General features: G+C 30.8%; 18 protein-coding genes and 1 tRNA gene. 7 read left to right on the forward strand and 12 right to left on the reverse strand.

Going from position 1 to position 14646, the window contains the following annotated elements:
• The first annotated feature begins 135 nt into the window (after nt 1-135).
• Nucleotides 136-948: a THC0290_0291 family protein gene (locus ABD939_RS07475; RefSeq protein WP_345166468.1), complete on the forward strand. Its 813-nt coding sequence runs from the start codon at nt 136-138 to the stop codon at nt 946-948.
• Between the two features lie 72 nt (nt 949-1020).
• Here the strand turns inward: ABD939_RS07475 and ABD939_RS07480 are convergent, their stop codons facing one another.
• Nucleotides 1021-2160 carry a cystathionine gamma-synthase gene (locus ABD939_RS07480; protein ID WP_345166471.1) on the reverse strand — a complete coding sequence of 380 codons (1140 nt, stop codon included), beginning with the start codon at nt 2158-2160 and terminating at the stop codon, nt 1021-1023.
• 115 nt (nt 2161-2275) lie between these two features.
• Between ABD939_RS07480 and ABD939_RS07485 the strand changes: the two genes are divergently transcribed.
• The gene (locus ABD939_RS07485; RefSeq protein WP_345166473.1) at nt 2276-2965 is read left to right on the forward strand and encodes a DUF3298 and DUF4163 domain-containing protein; all 690 of its coding nucleotides are present in this window, start codon (nt 2276-2278) and stop codon (nt 2963-2965) included.
• On the opposite strand, the gene ABD939_RS07490 is transcribed toward ABD939_RS07485, so the two are convergent.
• A complete protein-coding gene (locus ABD939_RS07490; protein WP_345166475.1) occupies nt 2942-3406 on the reverse strand; it encodes a DinB family protein in 465 nt (154 codons plus the stop codon). The genes ABD939_RS07485 and ABD939_RS07490 overlap by 24 nt on opposite strands.
• A gap of 74 nt (nt 3407-3480) precedes the next feature.
• Here ABD939_RS07490 and ABD939_RS07495 point away from each other — a divergent pair, with 74 nt between their 5' ends.
• The gene (locus tag ABD939_RS07495) at nt 3481-3831 is read left to right on the forward strand and encodes an arsenate reductase family protein (RefSeq protein ID WP_345166477.1); all 351 of its coding nucleotides are present in this window, start codon (nt 3481-3483) and stop codon (nt 3829-3831) included.
• A gap of 23 nt (nt 3832-3854) precedes the next feature.
• Here ABD939_RS07495 and ABD939_RS07500 read toward each other — a convergent pair whose 3' ends face one another.
• The 8 genes from ABD939_RS07500 to ABD939_RS07535 form a co-directional block, all read right to left on the reverse strand.
• Nucleotides 3855-4757: a DUF5777 family beta-barrel protein gene (locus tag ABD939_RS07500; RefSeq protein ID WP_345166480.1), complete on the reverse strand. Its 903-nt coding sequence runs from the start codon at nt 4755-4757 to the stop codon at nt 3855-3857.
• A complete protein-coding gene (locus ABD939_RS07505) occupies nt 4747-5292 on the reverse strand; it encodes a YceI family protein (RefSeq protein WP_345166483.1) in 546 nt (181 codons plus the stop codon). The genes ABD939_RS07500 and ABD939_RS07505 overlap by 11 nt, the downstream gene beginning before the upstream one ends.
• Before the next feature lie 9 nt (nt 5293-5301).
• On the reverse strand, nt 5302-5727 hold the full coding sequence (locus ABD939_RS07510; protein WP_345166486.1) for an OB-fold protein: 426 nt from the start codon (nt 5725-5727) through the stop codon (nt 5302-5304).
• Nucleotides 5728-5943: 216 nt separating this feature from the next.
• Nucleotides 5944-6189 (reverse strand): hypothetical protein, encoded by a 246-nt coding sequence (locus tag ABD939_RS07515; protein WP_345166489.1) that lies wholly within the window; start codon nt 6187-6189, stop codon nt 5944-5946.
• A gap of 28 nt (nt 6190-6217) precedes the next feature.
• A complete protein-coding gene (locus ABD939_RS07520) occupies nt 6218-7063 on the reverse strand; it encodes a DUF5777 family beta-barrel protein (RefSeq protein ID WP_345166491.1) in 846 nt (281 codons plus the stop codon).
• A gap of 1 nt (nt 7064) precedes the next feature.
• Nucleotides 7065-7469: an OB-fold protein gene (locus tag ABD939_RS07525; protein ID WP_345166494.1), complete on the reverse strand. Its 405-nt coding sequence runs from the start codon at nt 7467-7469 to the stop codon at nt 7065-7067.
• Nucleotides 7466-8029, reverse strand: coding sequence for a YceI family protein (locus ABD939_RS07530; RefSeq protein ID WP_345166496.1), 564 nt, complete (start codon nt 8027-8029; stop codon nt 7466-7468). Before ABD939_RS07530 ends, ABD939_RS07525 begins: the two co-directional genes overlap by 4 nt.
• Nucleotides 8030-8079: 50 nt before the next feature.
• Nucleotides 8080-8463 carry a hypothetical protein gene (locus tag ABD939_RS07535; RefSeq protein ID WP_345166498.1) on the reverse strand — a complete coding sequence of 128 codons (384 nt, stop codon included), beginning with the start codon at nt 8461-8463 and terminating at the stop codon, nt 8080-8082.
• Nucleotides 8464-8700: 237 nt separating this feature from the next.
• Between ABD939_RS07535 and ABD939_RS07540 the strand changes: the two genes are divergently transcribed.
• The gene (locus tag ABD939_RS07540; protein ID WP_345166500.1) at nt 8701-9813 is read left to right on the forward strand and encodes a LytR/AlgR family response regulator transcription factor; all 1113 of its coding nucleotides are present in this window, start codon (nt 8701-8703) and stop codon (nt 9811-9813) included.
• An 85-nt stretch (nt 9814-9898) separates the two neighbouring features.
• Here ABD939_RS07540 and ABD939_RS07545 read toward each other — a convergent pair.
• Together ABD939_RS07545 and rseP are read right to left on the reverse strand one after the other, a co-directional pair.
• Nucleotides 9899-9972, reverse strand: a tRNA-Asn gene (locus ABD939_RS07545).
• Nucleotides 9973-10041: 69 nt separating this feature from the next.
• The gene (rseP, locus tag ABD939_RS07550; RefSeq protein ID WP_345167352.1) at nt 10042-11403 is read right to left on the reverse strand and encodes an RIP metalloprotease RseP; all 1362 of its coding nucleotides are present in this window, start codon (nt 11401-11403) and stop codon (nt 10042-10044) included.
• A gap of 170 nt (nt 11404-11573) precedes the next feature.
• Here rseP and ABD939_RS07555 point away from each other — a divergent pair, with 170 nt between their 5' ends.
• From ABD939_RS07555 to feoB, 3 genes are all read left to right on the forward strand, one after another.
• Entirely contained in the window at nt 11574-12248 is a 675-nt protein-coding gene (locus ABD939_RS07555; protein WP_345166503.1) for an SCO family protein, read from the forward strand.
• A 72-nt stretch (nt 12249-12320) separates the two neighbouring features.
• The gene (locus tag ABD939_RS07560) at nt 12321-12554 is read left to right on the forward strand and encodes a FeoA family protein (protein WP_345166506.1); all 234 of its coding nucleotides are present in this window, start codon (nt 12321-12323) and stop codon (nt 12552-12554) included.
• The gene (feoB, locus tag ABD939_RS07565; RefSeq protein WP_345166510.1) at nt 12547-14646 is read left to right on the forward strand and encodes a ferrous iron transport protein B; all 2100 of its coding nucleotides are present in this window, start codon (nt 12547-12549) and stop codon (nt 14644-14646) included. Before ABD939_RS07560 ends, feoB begins: the two co-directional genes overlap by 8 nt.

Genomic DNA, 14646 nt, shown 5'->3' on the forward strand with positions numbered 1-14646 from the left:
AAAATAACTGCATTTTTTTTTGAAATTCGCAATGGTTATTTTCCCTTTTAAACAGCCATAACTATTAATATTTGTTTGTTAAGTGAGTTTTTATATATTTGTTGTTATTAATGCCTCAAAAACAGAATCTTAATTATGCTTAACTTGAAACGTTTAGCTACTTTTTTTTGCTTGTTTGTAATTTGTCAAACAGCTACCTCTCAATTAGGCTTTTCTCATGAAATAGGCGTTATTGCTGGTCCAGTTCAGTTTCGCTCAGATTTTGGAAGTAGAAACGAAACGAGAACCAACTTTGGAAATTCAGGTTTTGGTGTTGGCTTAATCCATTATATAAACTTTTCTTATAGAGCTGACTGTAATTGTTACACTACCGATACTTATTTCAATGATCATTTTAAATTAAGAAATGAAATTTCTTATAACAAAACAAACCTTGAGCATTTAGGCTTTTGGGTAGAATCTGATAAAATAAGTGTTCAAGCAGACCAACTTAGAGGCCATAAAGGTGTAGCCCAGAATTTTGATATTGGTACACAATTAGAGTTTTTCCCAAGAAGCATCCGTGATTTTCAAGGGTACGCATACAGAATTGCTCCTTTTGCAAGTTTAGGGGTTCATTACACAACATTTAGCCCTAAAGCTAGTACAACTTTTGGTAATGGTGATGTATTTGATAGAGATAATATTTACACCTTTTGGTTTGATAATTTTCCTCCTGGAAGCGACGATTACCCTATAAACACAGACGGAGGCAGTACATGGTCTGTGGTTTCTAGTGTTGGATTTCGTTATAAGTTAACTAAATTGACTGACTTAATGTTAGACTTAAGGGCCCAATATTATTTTAATGACCTAGTTGATGGACTAGACCATAATTGGAGAGACTATGATAGAAATAACGATTGGTTAGTTTGGTTAAATGTTGGATATATAGTATATCTGGACTAATAAACAAATACAAACTCATAAAAAAAGCATCTGTAGTACTACAGATGCTTTTTTTATGAGAGTATAAATAACTTATTTTAATGCTTGCTCCAAATCTGCAATTAAGTCTTCAATGGCTTCAATACCAACACTCAACCTAATTAAAGAATCAACAACTCCTGTTTTTTCGCGTTCTTCTTTAGGTATACTAGCATGTGTCATACTAGCTGGATGGCCTGCTAAAGATTCAACTCCACCAAGAGACTCAGCCAGAGTAAATACTTTTAAATTTTCAATAGTTTTAATGGCTTCTTTATAGTTATTACCTTTAGTAGTGAACGAAATCATACCGCCAAAATCTTTCATTTGAGTTTTAGCAATATCATGGTTTGGGTGGTTTTCAAAACCTGGCCAGTATACTTTTTCTATTTTAGGATGTTTTACTAAATACTCTGCTACAGCTTTTCCGTTTTCACAATGGCGTTGCATTCTAACATGTAAGGTTTTTATGCCTCGTAAAACCAGAAAACTATCTTGAGGTCCGCATACTGCTCCGCTTGCATTCTGAATAAAATATAACTTATCAGCCAAATTTTTATCTTTAACTACTAGAGCTCCCATTACCACATCACTGTGTCCTCCAAGATATTTGGTTGCAGAATGCATAACGATGTCTGCTCCCAAATCTAGCGGTAATTGTAAATATGGCGTTGCAAAGGTATTATCTACAGCCAATGTAATGTTATGTTTTTTTGCGACTTTTGAAACAGCAACAATGTCTATAATATTCATCATAGGGTTTGTTGGAGTTTCTACCCAAATAAGTTTAGTGTTTGTATTTACACAAGCCTCTATATTCGAGATGCTTTCCATTCCAACAAAGTGAAACTTAATTCCAAAATCTTGGAAAATCTTAGTGAATAATCTGAAAGACCCTCCATATAAATCGTTAGTAGAAATAACTTCATCACCGGGTTTTAATAATTTAATTACAGCGTCAATTGCTGCTAAACCAGAACCAAATGCTAAACCAAAATTACCATTCTCTATGCTTGCAAAAGCACTTTCTAAAGCATGCCTTGTTGGGTTGTGAGTTCTTGAATATTCATAGCCTTTATGGCCTCCTGGAGTAGATTGTGCATACGTAGATGTTTGATATATTGGTGGCATCACAGCGCCGTAAGCTTTATCATGTTCCTGTCCGCCGTGAATTGCTTTTGTGTTAAATTTCATTTTTTACAAGTATTTTTACAAATGTAGTTTTTAATTCGTTGTATTCAAACGCATTAATTACCTTTAACTTTACTTTATCAAATCGCCTATGTTTACCAAATTTCGCCTTCTAATTTTGTCTTTCTCAATACTTCTTTTTAGTTGTGTTGAAGACGTAAACATCTCTTTTGAAGAAGTTTATATTTCATCTGAGAACCGTATTGAAATAAATATTCCAAAAGCTAAAGGCAATAAAACTATAGTAGAAGTTATAAATACTGACATTGAAACTGCTGTTGCAAGAGAGTTATATATTGGTAGTGCTGATAGTGAATCGCCAAAAACAATTAATGAAAGTATTAATTTGTTTAATGAGGAATTCCATGTTTTCAAAACAGACTTTCCTGAAAGCGAACAAATTTGGGAAGCACAAATTGACGGAGAGGTTCTATTTCAATCACCAGAAATTATAAGTGTTTCTATAACTTCATACGTTAATACGGGTGGTGCTCATGGTATTTTAAACATTACTTTTTTAAACTTTGAAAGCACAACCGGAAAACAAATTCCAAATAAAAATCTTTTTACTGATAGTGATAGTTTAAAAGAAATAGTTAAAAAACATGTTATTGAAGCCACCAGAAAAAAAGATATTGTTTTTGAACCAGAAAACTTCCAATTACCTCAAAATATTGGATACACAGAAGATGGTGTTATTTTTTTATATAACACATTTCAAATAGGACCCTACTCATCAGGAATTATAGAATTTACTATTCCTTTTGAAGAAATTAAGTCTTATCTAGTTTTTAACAGCACGAACTAAAGCTAAAACATACCCTAAATGCATAGCTTCATGAAATAAAATAAACTGTAACGCTTCATCAATATTATTTAAAGTATTTCCCGTTGTAGATACGGTGTAAGCATTGTATTCTTTAAAAACATTATTTTTATAATCGCTTTCTAATTTTTCAGCAGTAGAAAAAAGTAACGCTTTAATTTCATCTACTTCATCTTGAGAAACAGGTCCTTCTGGCTTAGTATCTTTCCTATATTTATTTACAATTTCATCACTTACTGCCATAGGCAAACCAGACAATTTATAAGCTAATAATTGTGCTGTAACTACTATATGACCTATATTCCAAATGATATTATTGTTATATCCATTCGGAATTTTATTTAAATCTTCTAAAGAGTTATTTTCAATATGGTTTTTGAAAAATGGACGAATATTATGTAATACTTCAAACGTAAATTGCATGATTTTAATTTTTGGCTAAATATACTTCTAAAAGTGAAAATTAGCTTTATTTTGCTGTAAATTTAAGTATAATAATGAAAAAAGTATATTATTTAAAAACGTGTAATACGTGTGTTAGAATTTTAAAAGAATTAAATCTTTCATCTGATTATATTCTTCAGGACATTAAAAATGAAGAAATTACTGTGAAGCAATTAGAGGAAATGAAAGCACTCTCGGGCTCCTATGAGTCACTTTTTAGTAAGCGTGCTAAACTTTACAAAGAAATGGATTTGAAAAATCAAGATTTAACCGAGCGCGACTACAAACAATACATTTTAGAACATTACACCTTCTTAAGCAGACCTGTTATTATTTCTGATAATCAGATTTTTATTGGAAACTCTAAAAAAACTATTGAATTAGCTAAAAAAAGTATACACTAAACGTAGATAATATTTATTTTAAATCACTTTTTCTTTAACCTATTACTAAAGTGAATAACATAAGTTGCATTGAAACCAAAATTGAGATTAGGGTTTCTGAAATTAAAATTATTCCGTGTTTGGGTAATAAAAGTGTCTTCAACCATATTTCTTGTATTAGTAAGCATAAATTGTAAAAGTACATCTCCAACTTCCCAATTTACGCCCAGTGCAAAAGGCCCATAAGTGTCAAATGACTTAATAGGATTAAAGGTTTTATAGTATTCAGATACAATTGAAAGGTGAGGCCCTATTTTGTAACGTGCACCAAAGCCCATTGCAAAAAAGTTTTGATCATCTGCTTCGGAAGCTGCAAAACCTCTATGAATAAATGTAGGGGAAATTTGAAATGAAAAATCTGATGATATTTTTCTAGAAATTAGTAATTGTGTTGTAAACGATAATCTTCCAGAAAAATCATTTACTACCAAAGAATATGGTCTTGAACTACTATTATAGCTACCGCTTTGTAAAAGTGTTATGTTGAATGGTGTTGCCTTTTCTCCTTTCTTTTGTGTTACTAAATTATATTTCAGATAACTATCCCAAAGCCTATCAAAAGTTGTAGCTCCAACCCCAAAAGATAAACGGTCTGAAATGCCATATTCAAGCGCAAATCTTGTACTCATTCTATCTGCACCAAAACTTTGTGATTGTTCTGAGGGTAAATCCCAAAACCTGTTGGCTACAAATACTTCTAAAATATTTTTACTCCTTACTTCGGTTGAATGTCCAAAAGTAATTCGGGTCATTTTAAATGCTGGCGTTATGTAACCTAAAGTATCTTTTTGTTCATTCTCTAGTATTTCTAATAAATTTTGGGATATGGAAAAATGAAAACATCCCATAAAAATAATACCTGTAAATAATATTTTTTTAATTTTCATAAGGCTCATATTCAAATTTAAAGTTTACCTCAATACTTTTAGCAATATTACCAGCCAGTAATGGTGGTATATTTATGTTATAATCTTTTACTAAAGTTTCAAAAGTACCAGACAAAATATATTTCCCATCGTTATTTTCAATCTTACTTTTTATTTCCAGTTCGTTAGAAACACCATGCATAAGAAGGGTCCCTTTAATAATTCGTGTTTGTTCTCCTTTTATACTAGAATCAAATTTTAATATTCTCCCTTCAAAAGTGGCTTTTGGATAAATATCAGATTCTATATAACTTTCGTTAAAATGCTCTTTCATTAGAGCTTTCTCAAAAACAAACGTGTTCATTAGCATACTTACAGCTATACTTCCATCCTCAAGGTTTATTATACTTAATGCTTGATTGTTTTCTGCCTTAATATTTTCGACTGATGTATATGAAAAAAAAGAAACTTTTCCTTGTCTACTAATTACTTGCTCTGGTTTTTCGTTAAAACCAAAATTAATAATTAACAACAGAGTTAAAAGAAATTTATTCATTCGCATTGTTTAGTTAGTTATTAAGCAATTTAAAAGAATTACATCTTTTAACGAGCCTTTTAGAATGCCTTTAATTTTAATTACCTGTCCTTGTTTTAAATTTTCCAATAAAAGAGATTGATTTTCTTGAATGTCGCAAATAGCTAAAACGTCTGTTTGTCCTTTTTCACTTAAAATAATTGTGCTTCTATTATTTAAGTAATTAACATCTTCAACAACGCCCTGTACCTCAACAACAGTTTCTTTTAAGTTCGAATTATTTAAATTAAGCGCTTCCAATAACTCAGCTAATTTAAACTGTTTAGTTGTAGTTGTTCTCTGTACAATTTGGTCTGAGTTATCTTTATAACAGCTACTAAAAATAATTAATGCAGTTAAACACATCAATAAATAACTGATTATAAATTGTGTCCTCTTTTTTATTGAAAATCGCATAAGAGCATAAATTTACTGACTATTTTCTATTCTTTTTTGATTTAAATAAAAAATTAATCCCCAAGATGTTTTATTTTCCTGGGGAATAAGATAATTAACAAACCAAAAACTAATCCCTTAACAAATTATTGATATAATTAACCTCCTTTAAAAACTTTCTTCTTAAGAGAAATAAACTTCCTAACCTTAGCAATCTAGATTAGCAATAAATCTTTTTTAGCAACCGCAAACCGAATTAGAAAATTGAGCTTCTAATAATCGTTCTCCCTTTTCTGGATACCCAATTTTTGATAATCTATTTAATACTTCCGAAAGCTTATTGGCTTTCATAAAATTAAATGTTATTAATGATTCTTTTGGGTAGAGTCTCACATTCTTAACATCATCTATTTCTTGTAATTCTTCCTTAATACACACTGAACAATTTTTGCAAAATCGTTGTTGTACTTCTATTCTAGCCATGGAGGCAATACATCTTTCTTCTATCATATTAAAAAACTCTTGATAAATTAAACCCAAAGAAGATATCTCCATCACCCCAATCTCCTGTTCCTTGGCCTAAAAAGCCATTAGTATTCATAGGTTGTGCGTTAGTAAAGTGTAGTTGAAATACATGACCTCCCGTTTCTAAATCAAAACCAATAGAAAGAGGGTTGTTAAACGGTGAGGTTTCAGCTCTATTTAAATGCAGTCCGTAATCAAAGTTTACCGACCACCTTTTAGTCAGTTTATGTCGTCCTCCAAAACCAATAACGTATTGAGAGTTATCTTGTTCATCAACATCTACATAATTATCATGAAAAAACGTAGGCATTAATTGAAAAGAAAAGTTAGTATTAACCTTTTTTGATATTAGCAATTGTGTTGTATAACCTAACCTATTTTTAAATTTTAAAAGCGGTAATATTTCTTCATCTAGTGAGGTATTAATTAATATATTACTTGAACTTACTACTGTAAAAGGAAAGCCTCCTTTTTTTTCGCGTAATAATCTCATTTTAAGTGAAGATTCATAAATTTTTCGGAATGAGCTTCTGGAAAATCCAATATTAATTCCGTCTGAAATACCATAAATAAGGTTAAGTCTGGTAACGGCTTGATCTAGGCCAAAGAAATCTTTAAATCCGGTTTCTACAGATCCAAATCTGTGAGATACCACAAAATAAAGCTCCTTTTTTGATACCATTTTTGTAGATTCAAAATTGACAATCTTCAGACCTTTAAAAGCAGCTGTTTTAAAATCTGTTTCTGTTTCATTATCTATTTCAGATAATAAATCGTCTTGGGCAAAAAATATCGTTGGTATTAAAAAAATTAATAAGTATAAAAATTTCATTTTAGTTCTGTTTGTTTATTACTGTTGCTTGGTCAATTTTAACTACTTCAAGTAGTTCATCGTAGCCCACACATCTACCTTTAATAGTTAATAAAATTTGTTCTGCTACTTTTGGCATTTTATCAATATTAAAACTTACTTGTATTTTATCATTTAAAATGATTTCATTGTTTTCAACTGAAGTTATTTTTCCTTCAATCTCAATTACTTTATCTAAATACTTGGTTGTAGCAAGCTTCTCATTGTTATAAAAATGATTGTATAAATTTTCTGCAGACATAGAGACGGTGGCTTCTTCAACACTAATATTTCTATGCTTAGTGTTAAAGGTGTAATTATAAACTAAGCCACCTACAACAAAAACAAGAATGATTAGAGTAAGAATTATGATTTTATTTCTCTTCATTTTTTGGTGAGTTTAAAATCTAAGGTCACTACTATCTCTTTTGCTATTTTATTTTTTACAATACTTGGTATTTCTATATCAAAATCAGCAGGAGTCACAGTAAATGACCCCTGGATGATTATAGAATCATTGGATTTTTTTGTATTTAACGTTGTTCGAATTTGTTTTTCTTTTCCACGCAATTCTATTTTCCCATCAACGATAACCTCTGTGATGTTTTCCGTTAAATCCGAAAAATTAAAATCCAATAATTTACCTTTAAACGTAGCTTTTGGATACGTTTCTGATTCTATATAATTTTCATTAAAATGCTCTTCCATAAGAGAATTTTTAAAACGAAAACTCTTAATAAGTGCCAGTGAAGCAATGTCATTAGTTTCTGTATTTAATATTACAGTTACTGATGCGTTTGTAGCTTTAACAGGTTCAAAAAGTTCTTCAGAGGCTTCAAATGTTAGGTTCCCCTTTTTATCAATATACTTTGTTTGTGCTCCTAACGTATTTACTATAAATGTTGTGATAATGAGAAGCAGTGCTAAAAGACTTTTTGTGTTTTTCATGATTACAGTTGTTTGATTCTTTATTATTCTTAGTTTTAGTTAATCAAAAGCTAGTTCTGTAATTTTCCGTCAGTTATCCACTGTTGTATTAGATCTATAGTTGCTTGTGGCAATCTTCCAGATGGAGGCATTGCTCCAGGTGAGCCACTTTGTAAACTCATTCTGTTTAAAACACCGTTAGCTCTTTGGTTTACTTGACTAAAATTTATCAAAGAAAAAGGCGCACCATTTACAGGTGGACTTGCATGACAACTAACGCAACTGCTCTGCATTATTGGAGCAATATCATCACTATAAGTAATTTTATTATCGTTAGGATTGTTAGGATTCTCTATAACATCAGGTTCATCTATTAAATCGTTTTCGCTATCGTTGCTACAACTACATAATAAAAGTGCTAATAATGCCGAAGTAATTAATCTGTTTGCTTTCATTTTGTTTCTGTTTTTTTGGGTTTTAGTGCCAAATCTGTTGCACAAATTTTTAGGTTTATTTTCAATACAAAGCAACTGTATTTAAAGGGGTTACAGACTACAAAACTTAGTGAGAGGGAAGAATTAATCTTAAAAAGGGAAAATTTAGTCTTGAAACGTATTAACAAAATGCTTAATTTATTTCAATTTAAATAGCCCTACTTAAATTATTTATATTTGCAAGTATTAATAAAAAATATGCGTAAAGACAGACTTTATTTGTTAACCTTTTTATCGCTCTCGATAATTTTTCTAGTTATCTCTAGTGTAGCCATACGTTATTTTGTTAATGCCGCAGCGGATGAGGTTCTTGAAACTCAACTGGAGTTTAGTAAACGTGAGGCAAGGCAAATTGCGTTATTAATTGGTAATCAATTAGAGGATGGCGTTTCAATGGAAAAAGCTAAGTCAAGTACTCAACAAAGCATTGAAAATTCAAATTTAGATGCTGGATTTGTGAGTGTTTTTGATTGGTCTGGTAAAATTATATGTCACCCTGATATTAAACAACTTGGACAAAACATAAGTTCTAGAAAATCTTTTGTAACCTCTGTTTCAGATGACCTTACTTCTGAGGATTTCTACAATTTGCTCAAAAAAAATGAAGAGATTAATGATACACTTGCTTTAAGCGATACAAAATCAAAGTCTGAAGTAGTATATCTTTACCCAGTTAAAAATTCAGATTGGATAGTTGGTGCGCATGCCAACACACAAATAGTTTCTCAGCAAATTAACACCCTAAGGAAGAATTTTCAGAATATTTTATTGGTTATGGGGATTTTATTCATTCTTTCCTCAGTGTTAATAGTAAGATTGATTGGTAGCAGGTATGAGAAAAATTTAGAAATTAAAAATGAAAAGCTTTCAGATGAAATTATTAACCTCTCTAAATTAAATAGAGCCGTTGACACCTACCAACAAAAAGTCATTGATAAGCCACTAAACAATATAAGTGATGAGGAAAGTATGGCAAAAAAGAGAATTCTAACCTATATAAGACATGAACTTTTATCTGTATCTACTGATGATATTGCTTACATTTATACCGAAAGCACAATTACCTATGTGGTTTGTTTTGATGGCAAACGGTCTACCTCAAACTCAAGTTTAGATGAGTTATTTGCTAACTTAGATAATACTTACTTTTTTAGAGCAAATCGTCAGTTTATAATTGCCATATCTGCTATTGATAAGATAGTTAGGTATGGAAATAATCAACTTAAAATACTTATTAATCCAAACTCTGAAGTCGACATAATAATAAGTAAAAATAAGGCCTCTGAATTTAAAAAGTGGTTGAATCTATAAGACTTAAAATAAATAATACTAAATAAACTTATTAGAAAGTATTTTTAAAACAAAAAAGTCTAACATTTCTGTTAGACTTTTTTTGCTCCTTCTCTTGGGCTCGAACCAAGGACCCTCTGATTAACAGTCAGATGCTCTAACCAACTGAGCTAAGAAGGAATATACTTTTTTATATAAGCGAGTGCAAATATATATTGTTTTTTAATTTCTGCAAACCTTTTTTTAAATTTATTTAGAATTTAATAACTCCGTTATCCATTTATAAACATCATTCCCGTTTGCGAATAAAACTAAAGCGATTAAGATAAAGAAACCAACCATTTGCGCATATTCCATAAACTTGTCTCCTGGTTTTCTTCCAGACACCATTTCATATAATAAAAACATAACGTGTCCACCATCTAATGCAGGAATTGGTAACAGGTTTAAAACCCCTAACATAATTGATAAAAAGGCTGTTATATTCCAAAAATATTGCCAACTCCAAACACTAGGAAAAATATCATAAATAGCTTTAAAACCACCAACACCTTTGTATGCACCTGTACTTGGTGTAAAAATAGCGCCTAATTGCTTCCAATATGAAGCTAGTTTTGCTTTTGCTTTATTTATTCCTACAGGAAAAGCTTCAAGAAAGGTATATTCTTTTGTTTCAAATTTATAGTAACCCAAAGCTTCTAAAGTTTTGGGAGTAGAACCAGAAGCATAAACCAAACCTAATTTGCCCTCATCACTAATTTTTAAAGGAATAGTTGTTTCAACCTTGTCTCTTAATAATTTAGCCGTAACTTCTTGACCTTTTAGGTTTCCTAAAACTGCCTTTACTTCATCAGCATATTTAGTACTAACGTTATTTAAACCAATAATAATATCTCCTGTTTTTATTCCACTATTTTTATTGTAAGATGAGTCAGGAACTTCTACTATAATAAAAGGTTCTCTTAAATCTATAAAGTCTTTTTCTTTAGAATCTATAAGCTGAGATAAAATATCTTCTGGAAAAGTAATTGTTGATTGTTCTCCCTTTCTTTCAATGGTAATATCTTTTCCAAACAAAACCTTTTCTGATATTTCCGAGAAATTCTCAATCTTATCTCCATCAACAGCAATAATTTTATCGCCAGTTAAAAGCCCCGCTTGATTAGCAACGGTATTTTCGATTAATAGACCGTCTTTAATATTATCATTTGGCAAAAATGTATCGCCATAAAAATAACTCATCCCTATGTAAATAAGAATGGCTAGAATAAAATTAACAGTAACACCACCCAACATAATAATTAAACGCTGCCATGCTGGTTTAGATCGAAATTCCCATGGTTTAGGCTCTTCTTTCATAGCCTCAGTATCCATACTCTCGTCAATCATTCCAGAAATTTTCACGTAACCCCCTAGTGGCAACCATCCAATACCATAAACCGTATCTCCTATTTTCTTTTTAAACAATGAAAATTTTACATCAAAAAACAAGTAAAATTTTTCAACTCTAGTTTTAAAAGCTTTTGCTGGAATGAAATGCCCTAATTCGTGCAGCACAATAAGCAATGATAAGCTTAATAAAAACTGAGATATTTTTATAACAAACTCCATAGAATCTTCAATCAATTTTTTATAATCGCACAAAAGTAAGCTTTTAAACCAACTTTAAAAAGACTATTTGACGAACGGCTAGCTTTTAACAAGAATTTATGTTTCAATAAAATTCTGTTTCAACAAATTTCATTGTAATTTTGTAGAAATCTATTTTTCAAGTTTATAAAATGCTGTCATTTTTTAAGGAATACAAGAAGTTTGCTGTGGTTTTTGGTATCATATCAATCATTATAGTTGTTATAATTTATAATACTTTAAACACCTATAAACCATTAGATATTTATGCCCCAGCTCGAGTAAGTACAGAGTTGGTTGATAGTACAATTCAATACAAAAAGAAATATCATAAAATTGCCAATTTTGCCCTTACAAACCAAAATGGAAAAACCATTACCCAAAACGATTACAAGGATAAAATTTATGTTGCCGATTTCTTTTTTACAACCTGCCAAACCATTTGCCCGATTATGACAAAAAACATGGTAGACATACAAAAAGAAATTTTAAATGATGATGATGTTATGCTACTCTCACATTCTGTAACTCCTGAAATAGACACTGTTGCCCAACTAAAACGTTATGCTAAAAAAAAAGGTGTTAACGATAAAAAATGGAATTTGGTTACTGGCGATAAAAAACAAATTTACCAACTAGCCAGAAAGAGTTATTTGGCTGTTAAAGACAACCCAAACGCAGGACCATTTGATATGGTACATACAGAAAACTTTATGCTTATTGACAAAAAAAGACAGATTAGAGGGTTTTACGATGGTACTAATAAAGAAGATATCGAGAAGCTTTTAAAAGACATTAAACATCTAAAAAAAGAATACGACCAATAGTTTTCTCTTTACAATTTTTTTACACTAAAATTTTACCTTATTTTTGCTTCTTTAAAATCAATCTAAATAAGCTTGCAAGACACTTTAGCACATTTAAAACGAGGCGAAACAGCTACTATTATTGATGTTTCATCAATTCACATTCCTTTAAAATTACTAGAAATGGGTTGCCTACCCGGGAATTCTGTTAAACTTGTGCAATTGGCTCCTTTTCAAGATCCCATGTATTTAAATATTAATGGATCGCATTTAGCTATTAGAAAAGAAACGGCTTCTCATATTTTAATTAAAAAGAATAATGAGTAAGCAAATTAATGTCGCTTTAATAGGAAACCCCAATACAGGCAAAACTTCAGTGTTTAATGCTTTAACAGGATTAAACCAAAAAGTTGGAAATTATCCAGGAATTACGGTTGAAAAAAAGGAAGGAGTTTGCAAACTTCCGCGTGGGATTAAAGCACATATTATTGATTTACCTGGAACTTACAGTTTGAATGCTTCATCACTTGATGAAAATGTAGTTATTGAGCTTTTGCTAAATAAAAATGATAAAGATTTCCCAGATATTGCTGTAGTTGTAACAGATGTTGAAAATCTAAAACGTAACCTTTTACTATTTACACAAATTAAAGATTTAGAAATACCCACGGTTTTGGTTATAAACATGTCAGACCGCATGAGTTACAAAGGTATTTCTTTAGATATTGATTATTTAGAAGAAAAGCTACACACCAAAATTGCGCTTATTAGTACTAGAAAAAATGAAGGAATTGACAACCTTAAAAGTTTAATTACAAATTACAAAGAGGTTTCTGTTAACCCTTGTATTGATTCTACAACTATAGACCCAGCGTATTTTGGAAACTTAAAAAAAGCATTCCCTAATCAGCTTTTGTATAAGCTCTGGTTAGTTATTACACAAGATGTAAATTTTGGAAAAACAGATAGAAAAGAAATTGATGCCGTTGCCGATTTTAAAACTAAAAGTAAAGCAGATTTAAAACGCTTGCAACAAAAAGAAACAATAAAACGATATCAATACATAAACAACGTTCTAAAAAAAGGACAAACTATTGATGTTACACAAGCAAAAGATTTACGCTCTAAACTTGATCGAATATTAACACACAAAGTTTGGGGGTATGTTATTTTTGGACTCATTTTACTTACTATTTTTCAAGCTATTTATGATTGGTCTAGTTTACCAATGGATTTTATAGATGGTGTTTTTGCATCTCTAAGCGAATGGGTGAAAGATATTTTACCAAGTGGAGCTTTTACTAGTTTAATAGCAGAAGGTATAATTCCTGGGCTTGGGGGCATTGTTATTTTTATACCACAAATTGCCTTTTTGTTCCTATTTATTGCGATACTTGAAGAAAGTGGTTATATGAGTCGTGTAGTATTTTTAATGGACCGAATTATGCGGCGTTTCGGACTTAGTGGAAAAAGTGTTGTTCCATTAATTTCTGGAACCGCCTGTGCTATTCCTGCAATTATGGCAACTCGAAACATTGAAAGTTGGAAAGAACGCTTAATCACTATTTTAGTAACGCCCTTTACAACATGTTCTGCTAGACTGCCTGTTTATCTCATTATAATTGCTTTAGTAATACCTGAAGGACGTTTTTTTGGCTTAGGATATCAAGCTCTTACATTAATGCTTTTGTATCTTATAGGCTTTGCAACAGCTGTATTTTCTGCTTATATTTTAAATAGAATACTAAAAATAAAAAGCAAAACTTTTTTTGTTGTAGAAATGCCAAATTACAAATTACCACTTTTTAAAAACGTAGTTTTAACGGTTATTGAAAAAACAAAATCATTCGTTTTTGGTGCTGGTAAAATAATTTTAGCCATTTCTATTATATTATGGTTTTTAGCATCTTACGGCCCTGGAGAAAAATTTAATAATGCTGAAAATATTGTTAAATCAGATGTTGCTTCTCAGAATTTAAGTGATGAAGAATTACAACAAAAAATAGCATCTCATAAATTAGAGCATTCATTCATAGGTATTGCTGGTCATGCTATTGAACCTGTAATAAGACCTCTAGGTTACGATTGGAAAATTGGTATTGCCATAGTAAGTAGTTTTGCCGCTCGCGAAGTTTTCGTAGGAACCCTAGCTACAATTTACAGTGTTGGAAACGATGATGAAGACACCATAAAAAACCGAATGGCAGGCGAAGTGAATCCTATTTTAGGCGGTCCATTATTTACTTTTGCTTCCGGGATTTCATTATTACTATTTTATGCCTTTGCCATGCAATGCATGAGTACTTTAGCCATTGTAAAACGTGAAACTAATAGTTGGAAGTGGCCAATTTTACAATTGGTGATTATGACAGCAATTGCTTATATTACAGCTTTAATAGCCTTTCAATTTTTAAAGTAA

The sequence above is a fragment of the Algibacter aquimarinus genome, from assembly GCF_039543265.1.
In the GTDB taxonomy this organism is placed as follows: Bacteria; Bacteroidota; Bacteroidia; order Flavobacteriales; family Flavobacteriaceae; genus Algibacter_B; species Algibacter_B aquimarinus.

Coding starts and splice junctions, on each gene's coding strand:
- ABD939_RS07475 (WP_345166468.1), top strand. CDS start 136: ATGCTTAACTTGAAACGTTTAGCTACTTTTTTTTGCTTGTTTGTAATT.
- ABD939_RS07480 (WP_345166471.1), bottom strand. CDS start 2,160: ATGAAATTTAACACAAAAGCAATTCACGGCGGACAGGAACATGATAAA.
- ABD939_RS07490 (WP_345166475.1), bottom strand. CDS start 3,406: ATGCAATTTACGTTTGAAGTATTACATAATATTCGTCCATTTTTCAAA.
- ABD939_RS07495 (WP_345166477.1), top strand. CDS start 3,481: ATGAAAAAAGTATATTATTTAAAAACGTGTAATACGTGTGTTAGAATT.
- ABD939_RS07500 (WP_345166480.1), bottom strand. CDS start 4,757: ATGAAAATTAAAAAAATATTATTTACAGGTATTATTTTTATGGGATGT.
- ABD939_RS07505 (WP_345166483.1), bottom strand. CDS start 5,292: ATGAATAAATTTCTTTTAACTCTGTTGTTAATTATTAATTTTGGTTTT.
- ABD939_RS07510 (WP_345166486.1), bottom strand. CDS start 5,727: ATGCGATTTTCAATAAAAAAGAGGACACAATTTATAATCAGTTATTTA.
- ABD939_RS07515 (WP_345166489.1), bottom strand. CDS start 6,189: ATGGCTAGAATAGAAGTACAACAACGATTTTGCAAAAATTGTTCAGTG.
- ABD939_RS07520 (WP_345166491.1), bottom strand. CDS start 7,063: ATGAAATTTTTATACTTATTAATTTTTTTAATACCAACGATATTTTTT.
- ABD939_RS07525 (WP_345166494.1), bottom strand. CDS start 7,469: ATGAAGAGAAATAAAATCATAATTCTTACTCTAATCATTCTTGTTTTT.
- ABD939_RS07530 (WP_345166496.1), bottom strand. CDS start 8,029: ATGAAAAACACAAAAAGTCTTTTAGCACTGCTTCTCATTATCACAACA.
- ABD939_RS07535 (WP_345166498.1), bottom strand. CDS start 8,463: ATGAAAGCAAACAGATTAATTACTTCGGCATTATTAGCACTTTTATTA.
- ABD939_RS07540 (WP_345166500.1), top strand. CDS start 8,701: ATGCGTAAAGACAGACTTTATTTGTTAACCTTTTTATCGCTCTCGATA.
- rseP (WP_345167352.1), bottom strand. CDS start 11,403: ATGGAGTTTGTTATAAAAATATCTCAGTTTTTATTAAGCTTATCATTG.
- ABD939_RS07555 (WP_345166503.1), top strand. CDS start 11,574: ATGCTGTCATTTTTTAAGGAATACAAGAAGTTTGCTGTGGTTTTTGGT.
- feoB (WP_345166510.1), top strand. CDS start 12,547: ATGAGTAAGCAAATTAATGTCGCTTTAATAGGAAACCCCAATACAGGC.